Consider the following 22223-nt stretch of genomic DNA (forward strand, 5'->3'; position numbering starts at 1 on the left):
GCATGACTGACAAGTGAGCTGCGAGGCACCGTTTTCCTTTAACCGAGACGACTTATGAAAACGCCCCACACACCCTCTTCCCCGCGAACCCTGTCGGCCCTGGCACTGACCGCACTGCTTGCCGGTCTGCTGCCCGGCACTGCCCAGGCCGCAAGCCCGCCAACTCCCGGCAAGGTGTTCAAGGATTGCAAGGACTGTCCGGAAATGGTCGTGCTGCCCGCCGGCCGCTACACCATGGGCACACCAGAGGATGAAGTCGGCCACCAGACCGATGAAGGGCCGTTGCATGAAGTGACCTTCACCCGCCCTTTCGCCATCAGTCGCTTCCAGGTACTGGCCGGCGAATGGGACGCGTACGTGCGCGCCACCGGCAACACCCCCGCCGACTTCGATGATCGCCCGGGACGTCGCTGCACCGCCGGCAAACCCAGCTTTAAACAGACCGCGCGTCACCCGGCCGTGTGCATGAACGTGGCCGAAGCCCAGGGCTACATTGCCTGGCTGTCGGAGAAAACCGGTCATGCCTATCGCATGCCCAGCGAGTCGATCCGCGAGTACGCCGCCCGCGCCGGCAGCACCGGCGCTTTCCCGTTTGCCTTCGATGAAGGCGCCGACTACCAGATCTCGAAAAACGCCAACACTTACGGCGCCGCCGACGGCTACAACTTCACCTCCCCGGCCGGCACTTTCCCGGCCAACGCCTTTGGCGTGTTCGACATGCACGGCAATGTTTATGAGTGGGTCGCCGACTGCTACCGCGAAGACTATGTCGGCGTACCCAGCGACGGCAGCCCGTGGCTGGAGCAGAAGTGCAAACGCCAGGTCATGCGCGGCAACGACTGGGGCGAAGCACCGGTGTTTTCCCGCTCCGGCAATCGCAACAGCAGCCTGCCCACCAGCAGCGGCGACTGGCTGGGGTTTCGTGTAGTGCGTGAGCTCTGAATCCTCTGTGGCGAGGGGCGCGGAACCTGTGGGAGCGGGCTTGCTCGCGAAAGCGGTGTGTCAGGCGACATCAATGTTGACTGTGCCGACGTCTTCGCGAGCAAGCCCGCTCCCACAGGAATTTCGCTCGCCGCAGGTCTTGTGACTAACCGGCAACTACCGTTCGTGACCGTTTAAATAAAGTCCCCGACCATTCGTTTTCCTTAAGTACCGGCACTCCCTCCGTGTCGAAAGGAATCCTCCATGACCAAGCCAACGCGTGGGGCGATCAACGAATTGCTCGCCCTGCTCAAGCCCTTCCGCCTGATCGTCTCTGTGTCCATCGTGCTCGGCATGATCGGTGGCCTGAGCGTCACCGTGTTGCTGGCGACCATCAACAATGCCCTGCATTCCGCTGACGGCCTGACCCGCTCCGTGGTGATGATTTTTGCCGGGCTGTGCATGCTGGCGCTGCTGACCACGATTGTGTCCGACATCGGCACCAACTACGTCGGCCAGCACATCATCGCCAAGTTGCGCAAAGAGCTGGGAGAGAAAGTGCTGTCGGCGCCGATCGACCAGATCGAGCGCTACCGCAGCCACCGGTTGATCCCGGTGCTGACCCACGACGTGGACACCATCAGCGATTTCGCCTTCGCCTTCGCGCCGTTGGCGATTTCCCTGACCGTAACCCTCGGTTGCCTCGGCTACCTGGCCATGCTGTCGTGGCCGATGTTTCTGATGATGCTAGTGGCCATCGCCATCGGCACCACCCTCCAGGCCATCGCCCGGGCCAAGGGCATGCGCGGTTTCTACGCGGCGCGAGACTGCGAAGACGAGCTGCAGAAGCACTACAACGCCATCGCCGAAGGGGCCAAGGAACTGCGTATCCACCGCCCGCGGCGTCAGCGGATGTTCGTGTCCGGCATCCAGAAAACCGCCGAGAAAATCTGTGATACGCAGATCCGCTCGATCAATACTTTCGTCATTGCCAAGTCGTTCGGCTCGATGCTGTTTTTCGTGGTCATCGGCCTGGCGCTGGCCCTGCAATCGTTCTGGCCCAGTGCCGACAAGGCCGTGATGAGCGGTTTTGTGTTGGTGCTGCTGTACATGAAAGGACCGCTGGAACACTTGGTCAGCACCCTGCCGATCATCAGCCGGGCGCAGATTGCGTTTCGCCGGATCGCCGAGCTCAGCGAACAGTTTTCCTCCCCGGAGCCGCACCTGCTGCTGGAAGACCCGGGTCATAAATCCGGCCCGGTCCGCAGCCTGGAACTGCGCAACGTGCGTTACGCTTTCCCGCCGGTGGAAGGCAGCGAGCCCTTCCGTCTCGGGCCGGTCAACCTGCGCATCGAGCAAGGCGACATCGTGTTCATCGTCGGTGAAAACGGCTGTGGCAAAACCACGCTGATCAAACTGCTGCTGGGCCTTTACGCACCCACCGAAGGCGAGATCCGCGTGAACGACCAGCCGATCACCGCGCTCAACCGCGATGACTACCGGCAGAACTTCACCACGATATTTGCCGACTATTACCTGTTCGATGACCTGATCCAGGGCGACCGGCAAGTGCCGCAGGATGCCACGCGCTACCTCGAACGCCTGGAGATCGCGCACAAGGTCAGCGTGCGCGACGGCGCGTTCAGCACCACCGATCTTTCCACCGGCCAACGCAAACGCCTGGCGCTGGTCAATGCCTGGCTCGAAGAACGGCCGGTGCTGGTGTTCGACGAATGGGCGGCCGATCAGGACCCGACCTTCCGCCGCATTTTCTACACCGAACTGCTGCCCGATCTGAAGCGTCTGGGCAAGACCATCATCGTCATCTCCCACGATGACCGCTACTTCGACGTCGCCGATCAACTGGTGCGCATGGAGGCCGGCAAAGTCAAAAGCGAACTGCAACCCGCGTAATCGATCAGGCCGTGGCCGGTCGGAAAAATATTATTTTTTCCGGTTTGCCGCGGCCTCCTCGTCTTAATGAGATGAATAAGAACCATTACCAACTATACCTGCCAAGGTCTTAACCTCATGTCCGCATCCCGTTTCATGCTTCGACCTCTGACCCGCGCCCTGTTAATGAGCAGCACCACTCGCTCGCGCATGACGTCCACCGGCCTCGGCCTGGCGATGACCCTGGCGGTGACGCCGTATGTCCAGGCCCAGGAATGGACCCTGAACATCCCGGCCCAGCCATTGGCTCAGGCGCTGCAGACCCTCGGTCAACAGACCAATCTGCAAATCATCTACAGCCCCGAGAGCATTCAGAACTTGCGCTCCAGTGCCCTCAGCGGCCGCTACCAGGAAGATGATTCGCTGAACGCGATGCTCAAGGGCACCGGGATCCGCCATCAACGCGACGGCAACACCGTCACGCTGCTGGCGCCGGCCACCGGCAGTGCGATGGAACTGGCACCGACCAGCATCAACGGTCAGCGGTTGGGCGCGACCACCGAAGGCAGCAACTCCTACACCACCGGCGCGGTGACCATTGGCAAGGGCGAGCATTCGCTCAGGGAAACCCCGCAGTCGATCACCGTCATCACGCGCAAGATGCTCGATGATCAGAACCTGAACACCATCGAACAGGTCATGGAAAAGACCCCGGGCATCACCGTTTACGACTCGCCCATGGGTGGCAAGTACTTCTTCTCCCGGGGTTTCCGCATGACCGGCCAGTACCAGTACGACGGCGTGCCGCTGGACATCGGCAGCAGCTACGTGCAGGCCGATGCCTTCAACAGCGACATGGCGATTTATGATCGGGTCGAAGTATTGCGCGGTGCGGCCGGGATGATGAAGGGCGCCGGGGGCACTGCCGGTGGTGTGAACTTTGTGCGCAAGCGCGGCCAGGACACCCCGCACACTCAACTGTCGTTGTCTGCCGGCACCTGGGACAACTACCGTGGCCAGGTCGACACCGGCGGCCCGCTGAACGACGCCGGCACCATTCGTGGCCGGGCCGTGGTGACCCAGCAGACCCGTCAGTATTTCTATGACGTGGCCGAACGCAGGGACCAGATCTATTACACCGCGCTGGACTTTGACCTGAGCGACTACACCACCCTGGGCCTGGGCATGGCCTATGAAGACGTCGATGCCACCCCGTGCTGGGGCGGTTTGCCGCGCTACGCCGATGGCAGCGACCTGAAGCTCTCTCGTTCCACGTGCCTGAACACCGCCTGGAACAACCAGCGCAGCAAACGGGCCACCTACTTTGGCGACCTGAAACACGAGTTCAACGACAACTGGGCGCTGAAGGTTGCCGGGGTTTATTCGAAAAACACCCAGGACATGGAATACGCTTTCCCCAGCGGTACAGTACCGATTGGCGCCACCAGCACCAGTACCGCGATGATCGGCAGCATCTTTGACTACGATCAGGTCGACTACGGCCTCGACGCTTATGTGGACGGCAAATTCAACGCATTCGGCCAAGAACATGAGCTGATCGTCGGTGCCAACGCCAGCCGCTCCCACAAGGATGACTTCTACGCCGTGGCCCTCTTGCCGCAGAGCCAGAATGTGCTGAACCCCGACCATCACCTGCCTCAGCCGGATGAAAGTTTTTACCTGGCCAATGCCTCCCGGGGTGGTCCGGTGGATATCCGGATCAAGCAATACGGCGCCTACTCCACGGCACGCCTGAAACTGGCCGATCCGCTGACCTTCGTCCTGGGCAGTCGCGTCAGCTGGTACAAGTCCGAAACCGATTCCGTGTCGTTCTGGCGCGGCGAAGGCACGCCGACAAGCTCCGAGGCCAAGGAAACCGGGCAAGTCACCCCGTTCGCTGCCTTGCTGTTCGACATCAACGACAACCTGACCGCCTACGCCAGCTACGCGGATATCTTCACTCCGCAGGGCGGCTACAAGACCATCACCGGTTCGACGCTCAAGCCATTGATCGGCCAGAGCTATGAACTGGGGATCAAAGGTGAATGGTTCGACGGTCGCCTGAACAGCGCCGTCAACCTGTTCCGCACCATCCAGAAAGATGCAGCCCAGGATGACCCGGCCTGCCCGGACAGCAGCTGCTCGCTGAACTCCGGCAAAGTGCGCGCCCAGGGCTTCGAAGCTGAAGTCAGCGGTGAAGTCATCGACCGTCTGCAATTGCTCGCCGGCTACACCTATACCCAGACCAGGATTCTGGAAGACGCCGATGTCAGTCAGGATGGTGTGTCATATAACACCTATGTCCCGCGCCACTTGCTGCGTGTGTGGGGCGACTATGCGCTCAGCGGCCCACTGGAACGCGTCACCGTCGGTGCCGGCGTCAATGCCCAGAGCGGCAACTACCGCGTCTCGCCGACCAGCAACAACAACGTCACCCAGGCCGGCTATGCGGTCTGGAACGGTCGCATCGGCTACCGCATCGACGACACCTGGTCCGTGGCACTGAACGGCAACAACCTGTTCGACAAGCGCTACTACGCCACTATCGGTACCGAAAGTTGGGGTAACTTCTACGGTGAACCACGCAACTTCGTGATGTCGGTCAAGGCTGACTTCTGATTGCAGCCTCAATGAAAACGCCCCGCCATTGCGGGGCGTTTTTTTGTGCGGGAAAAGGACGGTGGTTTAACTGAAAGTTCGAGGGTGTTCCAGCGGGCCTCTTCGCGAGCAAGCCCGCTCCCACATTTGATCTCAGGCGTACACAAATAGTGTGTTCACCGAAGATCCCCTGTGGGAGCGGGCTTGCTCGCGAAGGGGCCGGCCCATCCACTACAAGACGCACAGTCAGACCAATAAACAGGCGATGTTTAATCGACATCTCCCGCACACCCTATAGGCTGTAGCGCGGGAAATCTTTCTACCCAACGAGCTTGGAGGTGTCAGTGAATAACGCTTCAAGAGTCCAGACAATCATTTCAGAAGACCCCGCTCGATGGCGTCTACTCCAGCTTGTTCATTCCCTGGGATTGCCGGATTGTTGGATAGGTGCAGGTTTTGTCCGGAACGCGGTTTGGGATCACTTGCACGGACGCTTCCCATCTCCTATCGCGAGCGACGTCGATGTAATCTGGTTTGATCCATGTCACTGCACTCCCTCAGATGACAGGGCTTTAGAAGCAGCTCTGCGAGATTTGGACCCGACAGTCCTCTGGTCAGTAAAAAATCAGGCGAGGATGCATGTTCAGAACGGCGATAAACCTTACATCTGCACGACTGATGCAATGCGTTACTGGCCAGAGACAGCAACGGCAATAGCCGTCAGATTGCGCGAAGGAAACACCTGTGAGGTATCTGCCCCCTTGGGACTGGATGATCTTTTCAACCTGATCATCAGACCCACTTGGAGATTTACTGAAGAAAAAACAGCGATGTACCAAGTGCGCTTGAAGTCCAAGGGGTGGACGACAGTGTGGCCTCTACTCAGGCAGGAGTCAGGTCAACTTATAGAGTCATCCAAATTTTGAACGATGACTTCTTTTTTGGTTTAACTGAAAGTTCGACGGTGTTCCACCGGGCCTCTTCGCGAGCAAGCCCGCTCCCACATTTGATCTCAGGCGTACACAAATAGTGTGTTCACCGAAGATCCCCTGTGGGAGCGGGCTTGCTCGCGAAGAGGCCGGCCCATCCACCACAAGATCCACAGTCAGACCAATAAACAGGAACTGTTTAAACGACACTTCCAGATACTCACTCAGGCTACACATTCTTGCGCCGCTGCCTACGACTACGCCAGAATCCGCCGGCTTGTGCGTCTAAGGGCCGGGCTCTATCGTTTCCGGGTCGCTGAAAAACAGCGATCGGGTTTGGTAGCCCGCTGTCCCACATGACGCATAGCGTCACCTTATGCAGGTGCTTTTTCGGCATTTGTTTTGATGGTGGCCATGCGCAGGGCGCCCTCGGGCGCGCCGGTTTTTCCATGTGGGCCGGTCTACCAACCTTCGTATGGCCACCACCCTTCGTTTGGTAGCGAGGGTGATGGCTCCTTTAATCACATATGGAGTTCCATCTATGTTCAAACCTACACCGAACCCACCGGAAACCGATCCGGCATCCCCCTACGAATCCCACGATTCCAAAAAACTCAACGAAGCCGCCGACCGCGCCCTCGACCACTACCTCAAACCGCCCATCCCCAAAGACACCAAGCGCAAGCCCAGCACCATTTACCATGTCGGCACCGAAGTCGATAACGAAACCCTGCTGGTCAACGCCTGCGAATCCCTGGCATCAGCCAGCATGATGCTCAGTGAGTTCGCCGGGTTGATGGACATGCCACATCGCAACATGATGTTGGGGATTCAATCGGTGGTCATGCTTGGAGAGTTGGCAGTGAACCGGGTGCTGGATAACCTCGATCCGCGAGGCTAGCGAAGAACCTGTGGCGAGGGAGCTTGCTCCCGCTCGGCTGCGCAGCAGTCGCAAAACCTGAGCGTGCGGTGCATCTGAAAAACCGTGACTGCCGGATTTGGGGCCGCTTCGCAGCCCAGCGGGAGCAAGCTCCCTCGCCACAACAGCGTGGCTGCCTGCAAAGCTCTGCGGTGTTTTTCACGAACCTCGACAACTACCTCCACGACGAACACCGAACCTGTAGGAGCTGCCGCAGGCTGCGATCTTTTGATCTTGAAGCTTTACGCTCAACCCAAATACCGACTCAGCGCCCGACTCAAGCGCTCATGCACACCCAACACATCCGGCATGACCGAAGCCAATCTGAGCAAGTCATGGGTCAGCCCCGGGCAATGTTCGAGTTCGACACTCACCCCCTGCGCACGCAGTTTATCGACGTAGGCCTGGCCTTCATCGAGCAACGGATCGAACCCGGCCAGCAACACAATCGCCGGCGCAACCCCGCGCAAGTCCTCAGCCAGCAACGGTGAGAAGCGCCAGTCCAGCAAATCTTCGGGGCTGCGGGCGTAGTGCTGGTAAAACCAGTCCAGCGTGTCGCTCTCCAGCAGATACCCCTCACTGAACAACAAACGCGAATCGTGGGTGCGCGAGGCATCCGTGACCGGATAACACAGCAGCTGCACCTTCGGGACGATGGCCACGGTGTGTGGCTGAACCACCGCTTGCAAGGCCAGCACCGTCGCCAGCGTGGCACCGGCACTGTCACCGCCGAATGCAACGCGACCGGCATCCAGCCCCAGGGCCAGCGCCTGTTCCGCCAGCCAGGACAAGGCGTCTTCACCATCCTCCAGCGCTGTCGGGAAACGATGCTCCGGCGCCAGCCGATAGCCTACCGACAACACCGCGCACGGCGTACGTCGGCAGAATTCGCGGCAGACTCCGTCATGGGAGTCCAGGCTGCCCACTACAAAACCACCACCATGGAAATACACCAGCACCGGCATCGGCGCCGTCGCCGCTCTCGGGCGATACAAACGCAACGCCAGCGGCGCACCGTCCCGGGCCGTGGTGTCGATCTCCTGCACATCAAGATCCTGAGGGGCATTCCAACGCAATTGCACGGTGGTTTGTTCGAAGATCGCCCGCGCCTCGGCCGGGGTCAGTTGATGCAGCGCTGGCTGGCCTGCGTCCTGGCCGTCTTGCGCCAGGTCGAGGAAGGCTTCCAGATCAGGGTGTAGCGACATCGAAAGAATCCTTCTATCCGCAAAAAGGGCGTTAGTAAAAAAGGGGCGCGCCTGAGCAACGCCCCCCAGCAATGATTAAATCCCCGGCTCAGCCCACCCGCGCCATGCAATGCTCGATCAACGCCTCAAGCTCGCGCTGATAATCCTGCATGAGCCGCTCCATGGTGCTGGCCCGATAACGCTGGCTGCTGTAGATGCAACGCAGCGCCAACTGGCCGTCGTACACCTGGCCAACAATCTCCAGCCAGTTGCCCAGATTGGCCTGCAAGCTGTAGTTGTCGCCGCTTTCTTCCAGCGCCGGTACCAGCAAGGCTTGCTCGTCGAAGCTCTGGTCGAACTGGCCCAGATAGTTGAACGTCACCCGTGCCTGCGGCAGATCAGCCAATTGGCGGGCCAGTTGCGGTCCGGCCAGATGACGCAATACGCCATAGCCGATGCCCTTCTGCGGGATGGCCGCCAATTGCGCCTGCACGTTGATGATCGACGCGCCGATGTCCGCGCTGTCGGGGGTGAGCCGTACGGGGAACATGCTGGTGAACCAGCCCAGGCTGCGACTCAGGTCGATGTTCTCGAACAGGTCCTCGCGGCCGTGCCCTTCCAGCAGAATCAGCGCCGACGGCTGTTCGCTCCAGCGGCACAGCGCCCGGCTCAGGGCCGACAGCAGCAAATCGTTGATCTGCGTGCGATAAACCGCCGGCGCTTGTTTGAGCAACTGATCGGTGTGTTCGGGAGACAACTTGAGCCGCGCCTGAGCCTGATGACGCACCTGATTCTTGCCGCGACGGTTGTCGCACGGCAGGTCGATACCCGGCTGATCCAGTTGCTCCAGCCAGTAGGCCAATTCCTGCTCGGCAATCACCGGCGCCTGCGCCTGCAACGCTTCGGCAAATGCGCGATAGCTGCTGGTGCGGATCGGCAATTGCGGTTCGATGCCCATCACGCAGGCCTCATAGGCCACCTTCAAGTCGTCGAGCAAAATTCGCCACGACACGGTGTCGACCACCAGATGATGGATGACCATCAACAGCCGCGCCTGGCCGTCCGGCAAGGCGATGTGCACCACCCGCCAGGCCGGTCCATCATCGAGTTTAAGGCTGCGCTGCGTCAGGTTGGCCAAGGCTTCGACCTGCTCGCTGCTCTCGACCTCACGACGCCATAGCACCGGCTCGCGGCGCTCGGTCGGTGCGGCATAGCGCTGCAACCAGCGCCCGCCTTCCTGACAGAAACGCAGGCGCAAGGTGTCGTGATGGTTTTCGATCCAGCCCAGCGCCTGTTCCAGGGCATCCAGATCCAGCGTCTGACGCGCACTCAGCAAAAACGACTGGTTGTAGTGATGAGACTCGGCCATGCCCTCGGCAAAAAACCACTCCTGAATCGGCAGCAGATTGAACAGCCCCTCGCTGGCCACATGGGTAAGGTCCGCCGCCGGTTGCGCGGTGCTCGCCTTGACCACGTCCTGTTCGACGATGCCGGCGATGGTCTGGTAGCGCATCAGATCGCGCAGCTTGAGGTCCATCTGCAGGGTCGGGTGGTTCCTGACCCGGGAAATCACTTGCAGGCTCAGGATCGAGTCGCCGCCCAGTTCGAAGAAGTTGTCGCTGATACCGACCTGCTCCACCTGCAACACCTGCGCCCAAATGTCCGCCAACAGTTGTTCCTGCTGATTGCGCGGGGCGATGTATTCCTCGCTTTTGAACTCCGGCTCGGGCAATGCCTTGCGGTCGAGCTTGCCGTTGGGGGTGATTGGGAAGGCACTGAGGCAAACGATCTGCGCCGGCACCATGTATTCCGGCAAGGTGCTGCGTAGAGCGGCCTTGAGTTCATCACCCAGCTGCTGGCCGGCGTTGGTGACAACATAACCGATCAGTTGCTTGCCGGAGGCATTGTCCCGGGCGATCACCAGGGCGTCGCTGACCTGCGCCAGTTGCCGAAGGCTGGCCTCGACTTCACCCAGCTCGATGCGGAACCCGCGCACTTTGACCTGATGGTCGATGCGGCCGACGTAATCGACCACGCCGTCCTGGCGCAAACGCACCAGATCGCCGGTGCGGTACAACCGCTCGCCGCCGGCAAACGGGTTGGGCACGAAGCGTTCGCAGGTCAGGTCCGGCCGACCGTGATAACCACGGGCAACCCCGTAGCCACCGATGTACAACTCGCCGGCAAAACCGGGCGGCAGCGGATTCAATTCTTCATCCAGCACATACAGGGAACGTGCGCCCACCGCCCGGCCGATCGGCGCATAAGCCGCTTCACATTGCTGGCTCACCGGCACTTTCCACAGCATCGGCGTGACCACGGTTTCCGTGGGGCCATAGCCGTTGGTGAAGTACTCGGGACGCAGCGTCGCCTTGACCTGTTCGAAGGTCTGGTCCGGCACCGCATCGCCGCCGAAGCAATAGATGCGCACCGGTGGCGGTGCAATTCCACTGGCCGCGGCGTACTCGGCCAGTTGCTTGAGGTAGGCCGGCGGGAAGCAAGCGATGGTCACGCCGTACTCGTGCAGCGCCCGGTAGGTCTGCTCCGGCGTCCACAGGCAACCGTCGCGCACCACCAGCCGGCCGCCGCTGTACAGCGTACTCAACCAGCGCTCATGGGCACCGTCGAAGGCGAACGACATGAAGTGCAGCTCGCAACTGCGGGTGTCCATTTCATACAGTGTGGCGATGGCCTGACAGTGCATGCTCAGCGGCCCTTGGGTGACCGCCACGCCTTTTGGCCGGCCGGTGGAACCCGAGGTGTAAACCAGATAAGCCAGCCCTTGCTCCAGCACGCGGCACACCGGCGCCTCATCGGCATAACGGGACTCGTCGAGCTGATCCAGCTCAAGGCGCAACAGGCCGTCGGGTGCCGGTAACGTCGCCCGCAGGCTGCTCTGGGTCAGCAGCAACGCCATGCCGGAATCTTCGATCATGTACGCCAGACGCTCCGGCGGATAATCAATGTCCAACGGCACATACGCCGCGCCGCTTTTGAGCACGGCGAGGAAGCTGACGACCATTTCCAGTGAACGTGGGAGTGCCACGCCAATCACCACTTCCGGCCCCGCGCCATGCTCGATCAAGCAATGGGCCAGACGATTGGCCCGTCGTTCCAGTTCGCCGTAGCTCAGGCTCAGCCCGGCGCATTGCACCGCAATGGCCTCAGGCTGACTCAGTGCGTGTCGACTGATCAGCTCTGGCAACAGCTGCGGCTGATGATCCGCTGGCGGTTCGGCGCTCCAGGTTTGCATCGCCTGCCATTGCTCGAGCGACAGGCGCTGCAGGTTACCCAGGCGTTCGCCAGGCGCGCGCATCATCGCCTCAAGGGTGTTTTCCAGGGTCAGGCGAATCCCCTCCACCGCCTCGGCACTGAAGTGGCTGCGCAGGTACAGGTATTCAATCGACAGTTCGTCGCCGAGCGTCACCGCCAGGTCCATCGGCACGTTCGTCACGTCATGGCCGATGGATTTGCCGAAGCTCAAGCCACTATCGTTGTCTTCTTGCAGGCGGTCGTCGATCGGGTAGTTCTCGAACACGATGATGCTGTCGAACAGCGCCTGCCCGCCCAGGCCGGACCAGCGTTGCACATCCGCCAACGGAGCCTGGGAATGGTCGCGGATATCCAGGTTGTACGCCTGGATCCGGTTCAGCCAGTCTGCCAGAGGCTGATCCGGTTCCAGCGTCTGAATGATCGGCAAGGTGTTGATGAACAGACCCAGCATGTTGCCGACATTGGGCAAACTCTCGGGACGCCCGGACACCGTGGCACCAAAGGTCACGGTGTTTTTCCCGGTGTAGCGCTGCAACAGCAGCAACCAGGCGCCCTGGATCAAGGTGTTCGGGGTAATCCGCAGATCGCGGCAGAACTGCAGCAGACGCCCGGTCTGTTGCGCGTCCCAATGGGAGTAGATGGCGTTGTGGCCGGGTTCATCGGACACATGCCGGGGATGGATGGCCTGGCTCAATGCCGTCGCCTCGTTGACCGGGGCGAGCCGGGCTTTCCAGAACAGCTCCCGGGCGTCCTGGTCCTGGGCTTGCAACCAGGCAATGAAGTCGCGGTAGCGGCCGTTTTCAGCGCTGATTTCACCCTTGGCGTAATGCTGGATCACCTCACCAAACAAGCGCGAGCTGCTCCAGCCGTCCATCAGAATGTGATGACTGGTCCAGACCATCTGGTACTGATCTTCAGTGTTGCGAATCAACAACACTCGCTGCAGTGGCGCATGGGTCAGTTCGAAGCCTCGCGCGCGATCCTCGGCGGCCCGCGCGGCGATGTCCGCCTCGCTGACGTCGCGATCGCGCCAGTCGAGCACCTGCAAATCGAGCGTCGCCTGACGCTGGACAATTTGCAGCGGTTTGGCCAAGCCATCGTGCCAATGGAAACTGGTGCGCAGGATAGCCTGACGCTCGATGACCGCCTCCCAGGCCTTGCGGAAACGCTCAACATCCAGACCGCCCACCGGCAAACTGATCTGATTGACGTACAGGCTGGAACCATTGTCCGACAAGGTGTGGAACAGCATGCCTTCTTGCATCGGCGACAGCGGATAAATGTCTTCGATCCGGGACGGGGCTATAGGCAAGGCGTCCAGTCGGGCCTGATCCAGATGCGCCAACGGGAAGTCCGACGGCGTGACGCCATGGCTGTCCGGCTGGCAGCAATGCTCGATCAGCAGCTCCAGTTCCCGGGCGTACTCCTCCGCCAGGCGTTCGATGGTCGAGGCGTTGAACATCTGCGTGCTGAACGACCAGCCGACACTCAACTCGCCGCCGTATACCTGGCCGTTGAGCGTCAGCCAGTTACCCAGCAGCGCATCGTCACTGTGCTCTGCGCCCTTGCCCTCATCGGCCGGCACAAACAAGGCACCGCTCTGGCTATCGAAGCTACCGTCGAACTGGCCCAGGTAGTTGAAGGTGATACGCGGTGTCGGCAAGGTCCGCAGCGACGCCTGGCAAGCCTCGTCCCCCAGATAACGCAGCACACCGTAACCCAGGCCACGATCCGGAATCGCGCGCAGTTGCTCCTTGATGTGCTTGATCGAGCCGACCAGCGCCTGGGTCGGGGTCAATTTGACCGGGAACAGGCTGGTGAACCAGCCGACTGTGCGGGTCAGATCGAGGCCGTCGAACAGATCTTCACGACCATGGCCTTCGAGCTGAATCAGCACCGACGACTGTTCGCTCCAACGGGCGATTACCCGGGCCAGCGCCGTCAGCAACAGGTCGTTGACCTGTGTGCGGTAAGCCGCCGGGGTCTGTTGCAGCAGTCGTCGGGTCAAGGTCGGGTTCAGGCGACTGTAAAGCGTCAAGGCATGGCGGCTCTGCAGGCTGCCCTGGGGGTTATCTTGCGGCAGCGGCGCGCCGTCCGAGTGCTGCGCCTGCCAGTAAGGCAGTTGTCCAAGCAGCGATTCACTGCGGGCGTGACGTTGCAATTGCTCCGCCCACTGCTTAAAGGACGTGGTCTTGGCCGCCAATGCCAACGGTTCGCCGGCCAGTAACTGGCGGTAGCTGCCCTGCAAATCCTCCAGCAGGATCCGCCACGACACACCATCGACCACCAGGTGATGAACGATCAACAACAAGCGCTGTTCGCCCTCGGGCAAACTGAACAACACCGCGCGCAACAACGGGCCTTGTTGCAGATCCAGGCTGCGTTGGGCTTGTTCGGCGACGCGTTCCAGGTGGGCGGCATCGCTGACCGATTCCAGCCACAACGGTGACAGGCGCTGGTGTTCCACGGTCCGATAGCTCGCCGACCAGCCGCCTGAGGTTTGGGCAAAGCCCAGGCGCAGGCCGTCGTGATGATCGATCAGCGCGTGTAAGGCCTGCTCAAGCGTCGCGGCCAGCAGAGGGTTCAACGGTTTGAGCAGCACCGACTGATTCCAGTGATGACGCTGCGGCAAGGGTTGCTCGAAGAACCATTGCTGAATCGGCAGCAACGGTGTCTCACCTGTCACTGGACCTTGATCGATTGACGCCAGGGCTTTGCCAAGTTGCGCGACAGTGGCCAGCCCCTGGACGGTCTGCTGCTGGAACAGATCCTTGGGCGTGAAGCTGATTCCCTGCTGACGCGCCCGGCTCACCACCTGAATGGAGATGATCGAATCGCCGCCCAGGGTGAAGAAGTTGTCGGTCACGCCGACCCGCGTAAGTTTCAGAATGTCTTGCCAGATCCCGGCAATCTGCTGCTCCAGTGCGGTGCGCGGTGCCACGTAATCGCGTTGCAGCTGGTTGGCGTCCGGGGTCGGCAACGCCTTGCGATCGAGTTTGCCGTTGGGGGTCAGCGGCAATTGTTCGATGAACAGCCATTGCGCCGGCACCATGTAATCCGGCAGGTGCGCCTTGAGCCCGGCCTTGAGCGTTTCGCTCAGATCGTCCTGTTGTTGCGGGCTCAGGTCTAACTGCGTCGGCACCACATAGGCCACCAGTTGCTGGCCGCTATGGCCTTCCACCGCCAGCACCACGCCTTCGCGCACGCTGTCGTGAGCCAACAGGCGCGCTTCGATTTCACCCAGTTCGATACGGAACCCGCGCACCTTGACCTGATGGTCGATGCGGCCGACGTATTCGATCAGGCCGTCGTCACAGAAACGGGTGAGGTCGCCGGTGCGGTACATCCGCTCGCCATTGCTGGCCAGCGGGTTAGGCACAAAGCGCTCGGCGGTCAGGCCCGGGCGGAACAGATAGCCACGGGTAATGCCGTCACCGGCCAGGTACAACTCGGCGGCAACCCCAATTGGCGCGGCCTGCAATTGGGCATCGAGCAAGTGGGCAGTGGTGTTCACCAGCGGTCGGCCGATGTTCGCCTGGCCGCCGGCTTCGCGGCGGGTGCAGGTCGAATAGGTGGTGTCTTCCGATGGCCCGTACAAATCGTAAACGTGCTCGACCGAGGTCTCGCGGTACAGCGTGTCCACCAGGCTTTGTTTGAGCGGTTCACCCGCAAGATTGATGATGCGCACGCCTTGGGGAATCTGTCCGGCGCGCTGCAAGGCCGCGATGGCCGACGGCACGGTGTTGATCAGGCGCACCTGATCGCGCTCCGGCAGCTCCGGCAATTCCAGGGCATTGCGCGCCATGATGATCGAACCGCCGCGGGCCAGGGTGACGAAAATCTCCCACACCGACAGGTCGAAGCACACCGAAGTCGAGGCCAGCACGCCTTGCAGGTCCTCTTCGCTGTACACCTCGTGCGACCAATGAATCAGCGCCTGCACGTTGCGATGCGCAATCGCCACGCCCTTCGGTTTACCGGTGGAACCAGAGGTATAAATCACATAAGCCAGGTTGGCAGAATCAATCCCGCCCTCAAGGTTGTGCGATGCCAGGTCAGCGAAGGCCTGACCGCCCGCCTCGACCCACACCATTTGCGCCTGGGTCTCGGGTAATTGCGACAGCAAATGCTGCTGAGTCAAAAGAACCCGCGCCTGACTGTCGTCGAGCATGTAGGCCAGGCGATCCGCCGGGTAGTCCGGGTCCAGCGGCACGTAGGTGCCACCGGCCTTGAGCACCGCCATCAAGGCAATCACCAGTTCGGCGGAACGAGGCATCGCCACGCCCACGCGAATTTCTGCGCCGACACCCAGGGTTTGCAGATGACGGGCCAACTGATTGGCGCGGCGATTGAGTTCGGCATAGGTCAAATCAGTACCGGCATGGCGCAAGGCAATCGCCTGTGGCCGCGCTTCGACCTGGGCTTCGAAGCCCTGATGGATCAAGGCTTGGGTCGGATACGCGGCGTGATGGTCATTCCATTCGGCCAGAGTGCGCAGCTCGGTCGCCGGCAACAAGCCGATCTCGCCCAGCAAGCGTTGCGGTGCGTCGAGGAACTGGCGCAGCACTTCTTCCAGATGAGCCGCCAGGCCGACAATGCTGCGCTCGGCGAAGTGCTCGGTGAGGTAGTTGAAGTCCAGGCTCAACACCTCGCCGGCACCGGCGATCAGCGTCAGGCCGTAGTTGGTTTGCTCACGGTGTTCGAGACCGCTGAAACGCAAGCCGCCCGGGTTGGCCTCCAGAGTGTCGGATACGGGGTAGTTTTCGAACACCAGCAAGGTGTCGAACAACGCTTCACCGTTGAGCGCGGCCAGGCGTTGAATGTCTTGCAATGGCGTCTGTTCGTAATCACGCAGCAACAGGTTCTTATCCTGCACGCCGCGCACCCAGTCGCGGACACTGCAGGTCGCTTGCGGGCTGGCGATCACCGGCAGGGTATTGATGAACAGGCCCAACTGTTGCTCGATACCCGGCAGGTCCACCGGGCGACCGGACACCGTCGCGCCAAATGCGACGCTGCTTTGGCCGGTGTAGCGCTGCAACACCAACAGCCACGCGGCTTGCACCAGACTGTTAAGCGTCACTTGCTGTTGACGCGAGAAACCGTTGAGGCGCTGAGTGAAGGCGGCGTCAAAGGTCAGCTTATGCACGCCTTTGCCGGGGCCGGGCACGGTTTGCCCGTGGCAGGCCGAGGCCAGCCGCGTCGGCTCGTCCAGTTCGGCCAATTGCCCGCGCCAGAAGGCTTGCGCCGCGTCCTTGTCCTGGCGTTGCAGCCAGGCCAGGAAGTCGCGATAACGGCCTTGGGCACTCGGCACCGGATGCCCGGCGTAATCCTGCAGCACTTCGCCAAACATCCGCGAGTTGCTCCAGCCGTCCATGAGAATGTGGTGGCAGGTGAAGATCAGGCGATGACGGTCATCGGCGGTGCGCAGCAGGCATAGGCGCAGCAGCGGCGGATTCTGTAAGTCGAAACCACGTTCGCGATCAGCCAAGGCACGGGCCTCAAGCACGGCCTGCACGTCCGGTTCTGCACGCACATCCACTTCCGGCATTTCCAGGGTCAGTTGGCGATTGATCACTTGCAGCGGTGTATCGAGGCCGTCATGGCCCCAGATGAAACCGGCGCGCAGCACTTCATGACGGTCCACCACCCGCTGCCAGGCTTGCTGGAAGCGCGGTACATCCAGACCGTCGATATCCAGCAGCATCTGATAGACGTAAGCGCTGGCGTCGGCGTCGTACAGGCTGTGGAACAGAATGCCCTGCTGCATCGGCGCCAGCGGGTAAATGTCCTCAATCCGCTGCGCGGCGATCGGCAGGCTGTCCAGATGCGCCTGGGACAACCCGGCAAGCGGCACATCGGAAGGGGTCAGGCCGCCGCTCGGATGACTCAGGCAATGCTCGATCAACTCACTCAGCGCGACTTCATAAGCGCGGGCCAGGGCGTTGATGGTCGCCTCTTCGAACACGTCAGCGCTGTAAGTCCAGGTCAGGCTCAATTGCCCCTGGTAGACGCGGCCGTCAATGGTCAGCCAGTTGCTCATCGGCGCCTGTTCGTCCTGACCGGCGCCCTTGTCTTCGGTGGCCGGCACCCACAGGGCGCCTTCGTCGAAGTTGTTATCGAACTGCCCCAGGTAGTTAAACGTCACCTTGGGTTGGGACAAACCGCTCAGGGCTGCCTGCGCAGCGTCGCTGCCCAGATAACGCAGCAACCCATAGCCGATGCCTTTGTTGGGGATCGAGCGCAGTTGTTCCTTGATGCCCTTGATGGACGCTTCGAGGCTGGCCTGCGGAGTCAGGCGCACCGGGAACATGCTGGTGAACCAGCCCACGGTACGGCTCAGGTCGAGGTCGTCGAACAGGTCTTCGCGACCATGGCCTTCGAGCTGCACCAGGGCGCTGTCGGAGGCGGTCCACTCACACAAAACCCGGGCCAGCGCGGTCAACAGCAAATCGTTGACCTGAGTGCGATACACCGCCGGTGCCTGTTGCAGCAATTGCCGGGTGCGCTCGGCATCCAGACGGGTATCGACGCTGCGCTCGAAACGGTTCTGCAGTTGTCCATCAGGGTTGTCCAGCGGCATGACCGCCGGTGCTTCGGCCAGTTGCTCGCGCCAGTAATCCAGTTCGGTTTCCAGCCCGGCGCTGCGCGCATAACCTTGCAGGCGTTCGCCCCAATCCTTGAACGCCGAGGTCTTGGCCGGCAGGCGCAACGGCGTGCCGGCACGCAGTTGTTGATAAGCGGTTTGCAGGTCTTCGAGCAGGATCCGCCACGACACACCATCGACCACCAGGTGATGGATCACCAACAGCAGTCGCTGGCTGGCATCGGGCAAATCCACCAAGGCCGCGCGGATCAACGGACCGTCGCTCAGGTTCAGGCTGCGCTGCAGCTCCAGGCACAGCGCGGGCAAGGCCTTGCTGTCATGCAAAGCAACGGTGCGCAGCAGTGCGTTCGGCTGATCGATGGCGGCATGTTCCTGCGCCCAGCCACCTGCGGTCTGGCGATAGCGCAGACGCAAGGCATCGTGATGCCGTTGCAGATGTTCCAGGGCCTGCTCCAGCGCAGCCGCTTGCAGAGGTTCAGCCGGGGTCAGCAGGATCGACTGGTTCCAGTGCTGACGCTGAGGAATCTCGGTGGCGAAGAAGTACTGTTGAATCGGCGTCAGCACGGCCGCGCCGAGCACATCGCCTTGCATCGCCTGCACCGCATCGCTCTGCTGTGCGACGGTGGCCAGGCGTTGCACGGTCTGATGCTGGAAGATGTCTTTGGGCGAAAAGCGGATGCCCGCCTGACGCGCCCGGCTGACCACCTGAATCGAGATGATCGAATCGCCGCCCAGTTCAAAGAAGTTGTCGTTGAGTCCCACCCGCTCGACTTTCAACACGTCCTGCCAGATCTCGGCCAGACGCTGTTCGAGTTCGCTGCGCGGTGCCGCATAAGCCTCTTGCACCAGGCTCACATCAGGGTTGGGCAGTTGCTTGCGATCGAGCTTGCCGTTGGCCGTCAGCGGCAGGCGGTCGAGGAACACCCAGCTGACCGGCACCATGTAGTCCGGCAGGCTTTCACGCAATTGCGCCTTGATCGAATCGCGCAAGCCGGCATGGGCCTCCGCGTCCAGTGGCTCGCTCGGCACGATCCACGCGGCCAGTTGCTGCCCACTGAGCCCTTCGACCGCCAGCACCACGGCTTCACGTACCGCGTCATGCTTGAGCAATCGGGTTTCGATTTCCCCCAGTTCGATACGAAAACCGCGAATCTTCACCTGATGGTCGATACGACCGATGTACTCGATCACTCCGTCGCCGCGCAGCCGCGCCAGGTCGCCGGTGCGGTACAGACGTTCGCCGGCCACAGGGTTGAACGGATCCGGAACGAACCGCGTGGCGCTCATGCCTGGCTGATTCAGATACCCCCGCGCGAGCCCGGCCCCGGCGATGTACAACTCGCCAATGCACCCTTGGGGCACCAGGTTCAGCGCGTCATCGAGCAAGTACCACGACAGGTCGACAATCGGCTCGCCGATCGGGCTGCTGTGGCTCTGTTGCAAGTCAGCCATGGACAGCGGGCGGTAGGTCACATGCACGGTGGTTTCGGTGATGCCGTACATGTTGATCAGCGTCGGCGCGCGGTCACCAAAACGCTCGAACCAGGGGCGCAGGCTCTGCACTTCCAGCGCTTCGCCGCCAAACACCACGTAACGCAGGGCATGGTTGCGCGACGAGGCACTGGCCACTTGCATCAGCGGTTTGAACGCCGACGGCGTCTGGTTCAGAACGGTGACTTGTTCATCGCAGAGCAAGGTGTAGAACTCTTCCGGCGAACGGGTGACGTCGTGAGGCACCACCACCAGTTTGCCGCCGTGAAGCAGTGCGCCGAAAATTTCCCAGACCGAGAAATCGAACGCGTACGAATGGAACAGGGTCCAGCTGTCCTCGGGGCCGAAACCGAACCAGTGATCGGTGGCGCTGAACAGGCGAATGACATTGCCATGGGGCAGCAACGCGCCTTTGGGCTTGCCGGTGGAGCCGGAGGTATAAATCACATACGCGAGGTTGTCTGCCGTAGTCGTGCACGGCGGATTGGCCGTGCTGCTGTCCTGCGGTGGTTGATTCAAATCCAGGCAAGCCAGCCCCGGTGGAATCGGCAGCTGCGCCCGCAGATGTCCCTGGGTCAGCAACAGCTCGATGCCGCTGTCCTCGATCATGAAGCGCAAACGGTCGTCGGGGTAGCTCGGGTCCAGCGGCACATAAGCGCCACCGGCCTTCAGCACGGCGACAATGGCGACGATCATGTCCAGCGAACGCTCCACCGCCACGCCCACCCGCACATCGGGGCCGACGCCATGGGCGATCAGCTGATGCGCCCATTGGTTGGCCTGTTGATTGAGTTCGGCGTATGTCAGCCGTTGCCCGGCGAACACCACTGCTGGCGCATCCGGATGACGCTCGGCCTGAGCCTCGATCAACTGATGAATGCACTGGCTGACCGGGTGCACCACCGGGCTCGGGTTCCAGTGCGCGAGCAGTTGCTGTTGCTGCGCGTCATCGAGTACCGGCAGTTGGGCAATGCGCAGGCTCGGGTCTTGAACGATCGCCTGCAGCAGGTTGCGCCAGTGATGCGCCAGACGTTCGATGGTCGAAGCTTCGAACAGGTCGGTGGCGTACTTGAGCACCGCTTCAATGCCATGGGCCTGTTCGGTGGTGTTCAGCACCAGGTCGAACTGCGCGGTTGTGCTTTGCCATTCCAGCGGCTCGATGCTCAAACCGTTCAAGCGCGTCTCGACACTGATGCGGCTTTCGGCCTGGTGATTGAACATCACCTGGAACAACGGGCTATGACTCAGGCTGCGTCCCGGCTCCAGAGCTTCCACCAGTTGTTCGAACGGCAGGTCCTGGTGCGCCTGGGCTTCCTGCGCGGTTTGCCGAACCTGGCGCAGCAGATCGACGAAGCTGGCTTGGCCGTCGACGTCCGCCTTGAGCACCTGGGTGTTGACGAAGAAACCGATCAGACGCTCGATCTCCACGCGCCCGCGGTTGGCCACCGGCACACCGACACGGATGTCGGCCTGGCCGCTGTAGCGGTGCAACAAGGCCTGGAACGAGGCCAGTAACAGCACGAACAGCGTGACGTTTTCCCGTCGGGCGAAGGCCTTGAGGCTGTCGCTCAGCGTCGGGTCCAGAATCAGGTTGTGACTGGCGCCGGCAAAGCTCTGTTCCACTGGACGCGGGCGGTCGGTGGGCAACTCCAGCACCGGTTGCTCACCGCCGAGCTTTTGTTGCCAGTAAGCCAGTTGACGCTCCTGTTCGCCGGCCTCCATCCATTGCCGCTGCCACAAAGCGTAGTCGGCGTATTGAATCGGCAGGGCCGGCAGCCCGGCGTCATGCCCGAGGTTGAAACCGGCATACAACTGCACCAGTTCCTCGATCATCACCTGCAACGACCAACCGTCCGACACGATGTGGTGCAGGGTCAGCACCAGCACGTGATCCTGCGGGGTGACTTGCAGCAGGGCCGCGCGCAACAGCGGGCCGGTCTGCAAATCGAAAGCTTGCTGGCTCTGGGTCTGGACGAAGGCCTGGATCGACGCCTGCGGGTTTGCCGCCAGTTCAGGGCTCAGCGTGTGAATATCCAGGGCAAACGATCCTGCGGGCAGGATCGTTTGCAAGGGGTGCCCGGCGTCTTGAGTGAACACCGTGCGCAAGGTTTCGTGACGCTCAATCAGCGCCTGGACACTGCACTGCAACGCGGCCACATCCAACGGGCCCTGCAAACGCAGGGCCGTGGGGATGTTGTAGGCCGCGCTGTGCGGTGCCCATTCCCAGAGAAACCACTGGCGCTGTTGAGCGTAGGACAGCAACAACGGTTCTTCAGCCGTGCGCTTGAAAACCGGGGCAATGTCAAAAAGGTTGACCCCTTTCTGCTTGAGCAGAACCGCCAGAGCCTTTCTTTGCTTAGCCGAAAGTTGTCCTACCGACTCGATTAACTCTTGCACGCGTTGTTCCC

7 protein-coding genes are annotated in these 22223 nt (G+C 61.4%); 5 read left to right on the forward strand and 2 right to left on the reverse strand.

Annotated features, from left to right (window positions below; translation table 11 throughout):
* Positions 1–54: 54 nt before the first annotated feature.
* The 5 genes from ABH909_RS23030 (at position 55) to ABH909_RS23050 (ending at position 7242) form a co-directional block, all read left to right on the forward strand.
* Positions 55–942: a formylglycine-generating enzyme family protein gene (locus ABH909_RS23030; protein WP_429437490.1), complete on the forward strand. Its 888-nt coding sequence runs from the start codon at positions 55–57 to the stop codon at positions 940–942.
* Positions 943–1185: 243 nt separating this feature from the next.
* On the forward strand, positions 1186–2835 hold the full coding sequence (locus ABH909_RS23035; RefSeq protein WP_429437493.1) for a cyclic peptide export ABC transporter: 1650 nt from the start codon (positions 1186–1188) through the stop codon (positions 2833–2835).
* A gap of 117 nt (positions 2836–2952) precedes the next feature.
* On the forward strand, positions 2953–5433 hold the full coding sequence (locus ABH909_RS23040; protein ID WP_429437495.1) for a TonB-dependent siderophore receptor: 2481 nt from the start codon (positions 2953–2955) through the stop codon (positions 5431–5433).
* Between the two features lie 323 nt (positions 5434–5756).
* Entirely contained in the window at positions 5757–6338 is a 582-nt protein-coding gene (locus tag ABH909_RS23045; RefSeq protein WP_429437497.1) for a nucleotidyltransferase family protein, read from the forward strand.
* A gap of 544 nt (positions 6339–6882) precedes the next feature.
* Positions 6883–7242: a DUF6124 family protein gene (locus tag ABH909_RS23050; protein WP_429437499.1), complete on the forward strand. Its 360-nt coding sequence runs from the start codon at positions 6883–6885 to the stop codon at positions 7240–7242.
* A 266-nt stretch (positions 7243–7508) separates the two neighbouring features.
* On the opposite strand, the gene ABH909_RS23055 is transcribed toward ABH909_RS23050, so the two are convergent.
* Positions 7509–8465: an alpha/beta hydrolase gene (locus ABH909_RS23055; RefSeq protein ID WP_429437502.1), complete on the reverse strand. Its 957-nt coding sequence runs from the start codon at positions 8463–8465 to the stop codon at positions 7509–7511.
* 88 nt (positions 8466–8553) lie between these two features.
* On the reverse strand, positions 8554–22212 hold the full coding sequence (locus ABH909_RS23060) for a non-ribosomal peptide synthase/polyketide synthase (RefSeq protein WP_429437505.1): 13659 nt from the start codon (positions 22210–22212) through the stop codon (positions 8554–8556).
* Between the last annotated feature and the right edge of the window lie 11 nt (positions 22213–22223).

This window comes from Pseudomonas sp. BS3782 TE3695, from assembly GCF_050435305.1.
Taxonomy (GTDB): domain Bacteria; phylum Pseudomonadota; class Gammaproteobacteria; order Pseudomonadales; family Pseudomonadaceae; genus Aquipseudomonas.

Coding starts and splice junctions, on each gene's coding strand:
- ABH909_RS23035 (WP_429437493.1), top strand. CDS start 1,186: ATGACCAAGCCAACGCGTGGGGCGATCAACGAATTGCTCGCCCTGCTC.
- ABH909_RS23050 (WP_429437499.1), top strand. CDS start 6,883: ATGTTCAAACCTACACCGAACCCACCGGAAACCGATCCGGCATCCCCC.
- ABH909_RS23030 (WP_429437490.1), top strand. CDS start 55: ATGAAAACGCCCCACACACCCTCTTCCCCGCGAACCCTGTCGGCCCTG.
- ABH909_RS23040 (WP_429437495.1), top strand. CDS start 2,953: ATGTCCGCATCCCGTTTCATGCTTCGACCTCTGACCCGCGCCCTGTTA.
- ABH909_RS23055 (WP_429437502.1), bottom strand. CDS start 8,465: ATGTCGCTACACCCTGATCTGGAAGCCTTCCTCGACCTGGCGCAAGAC.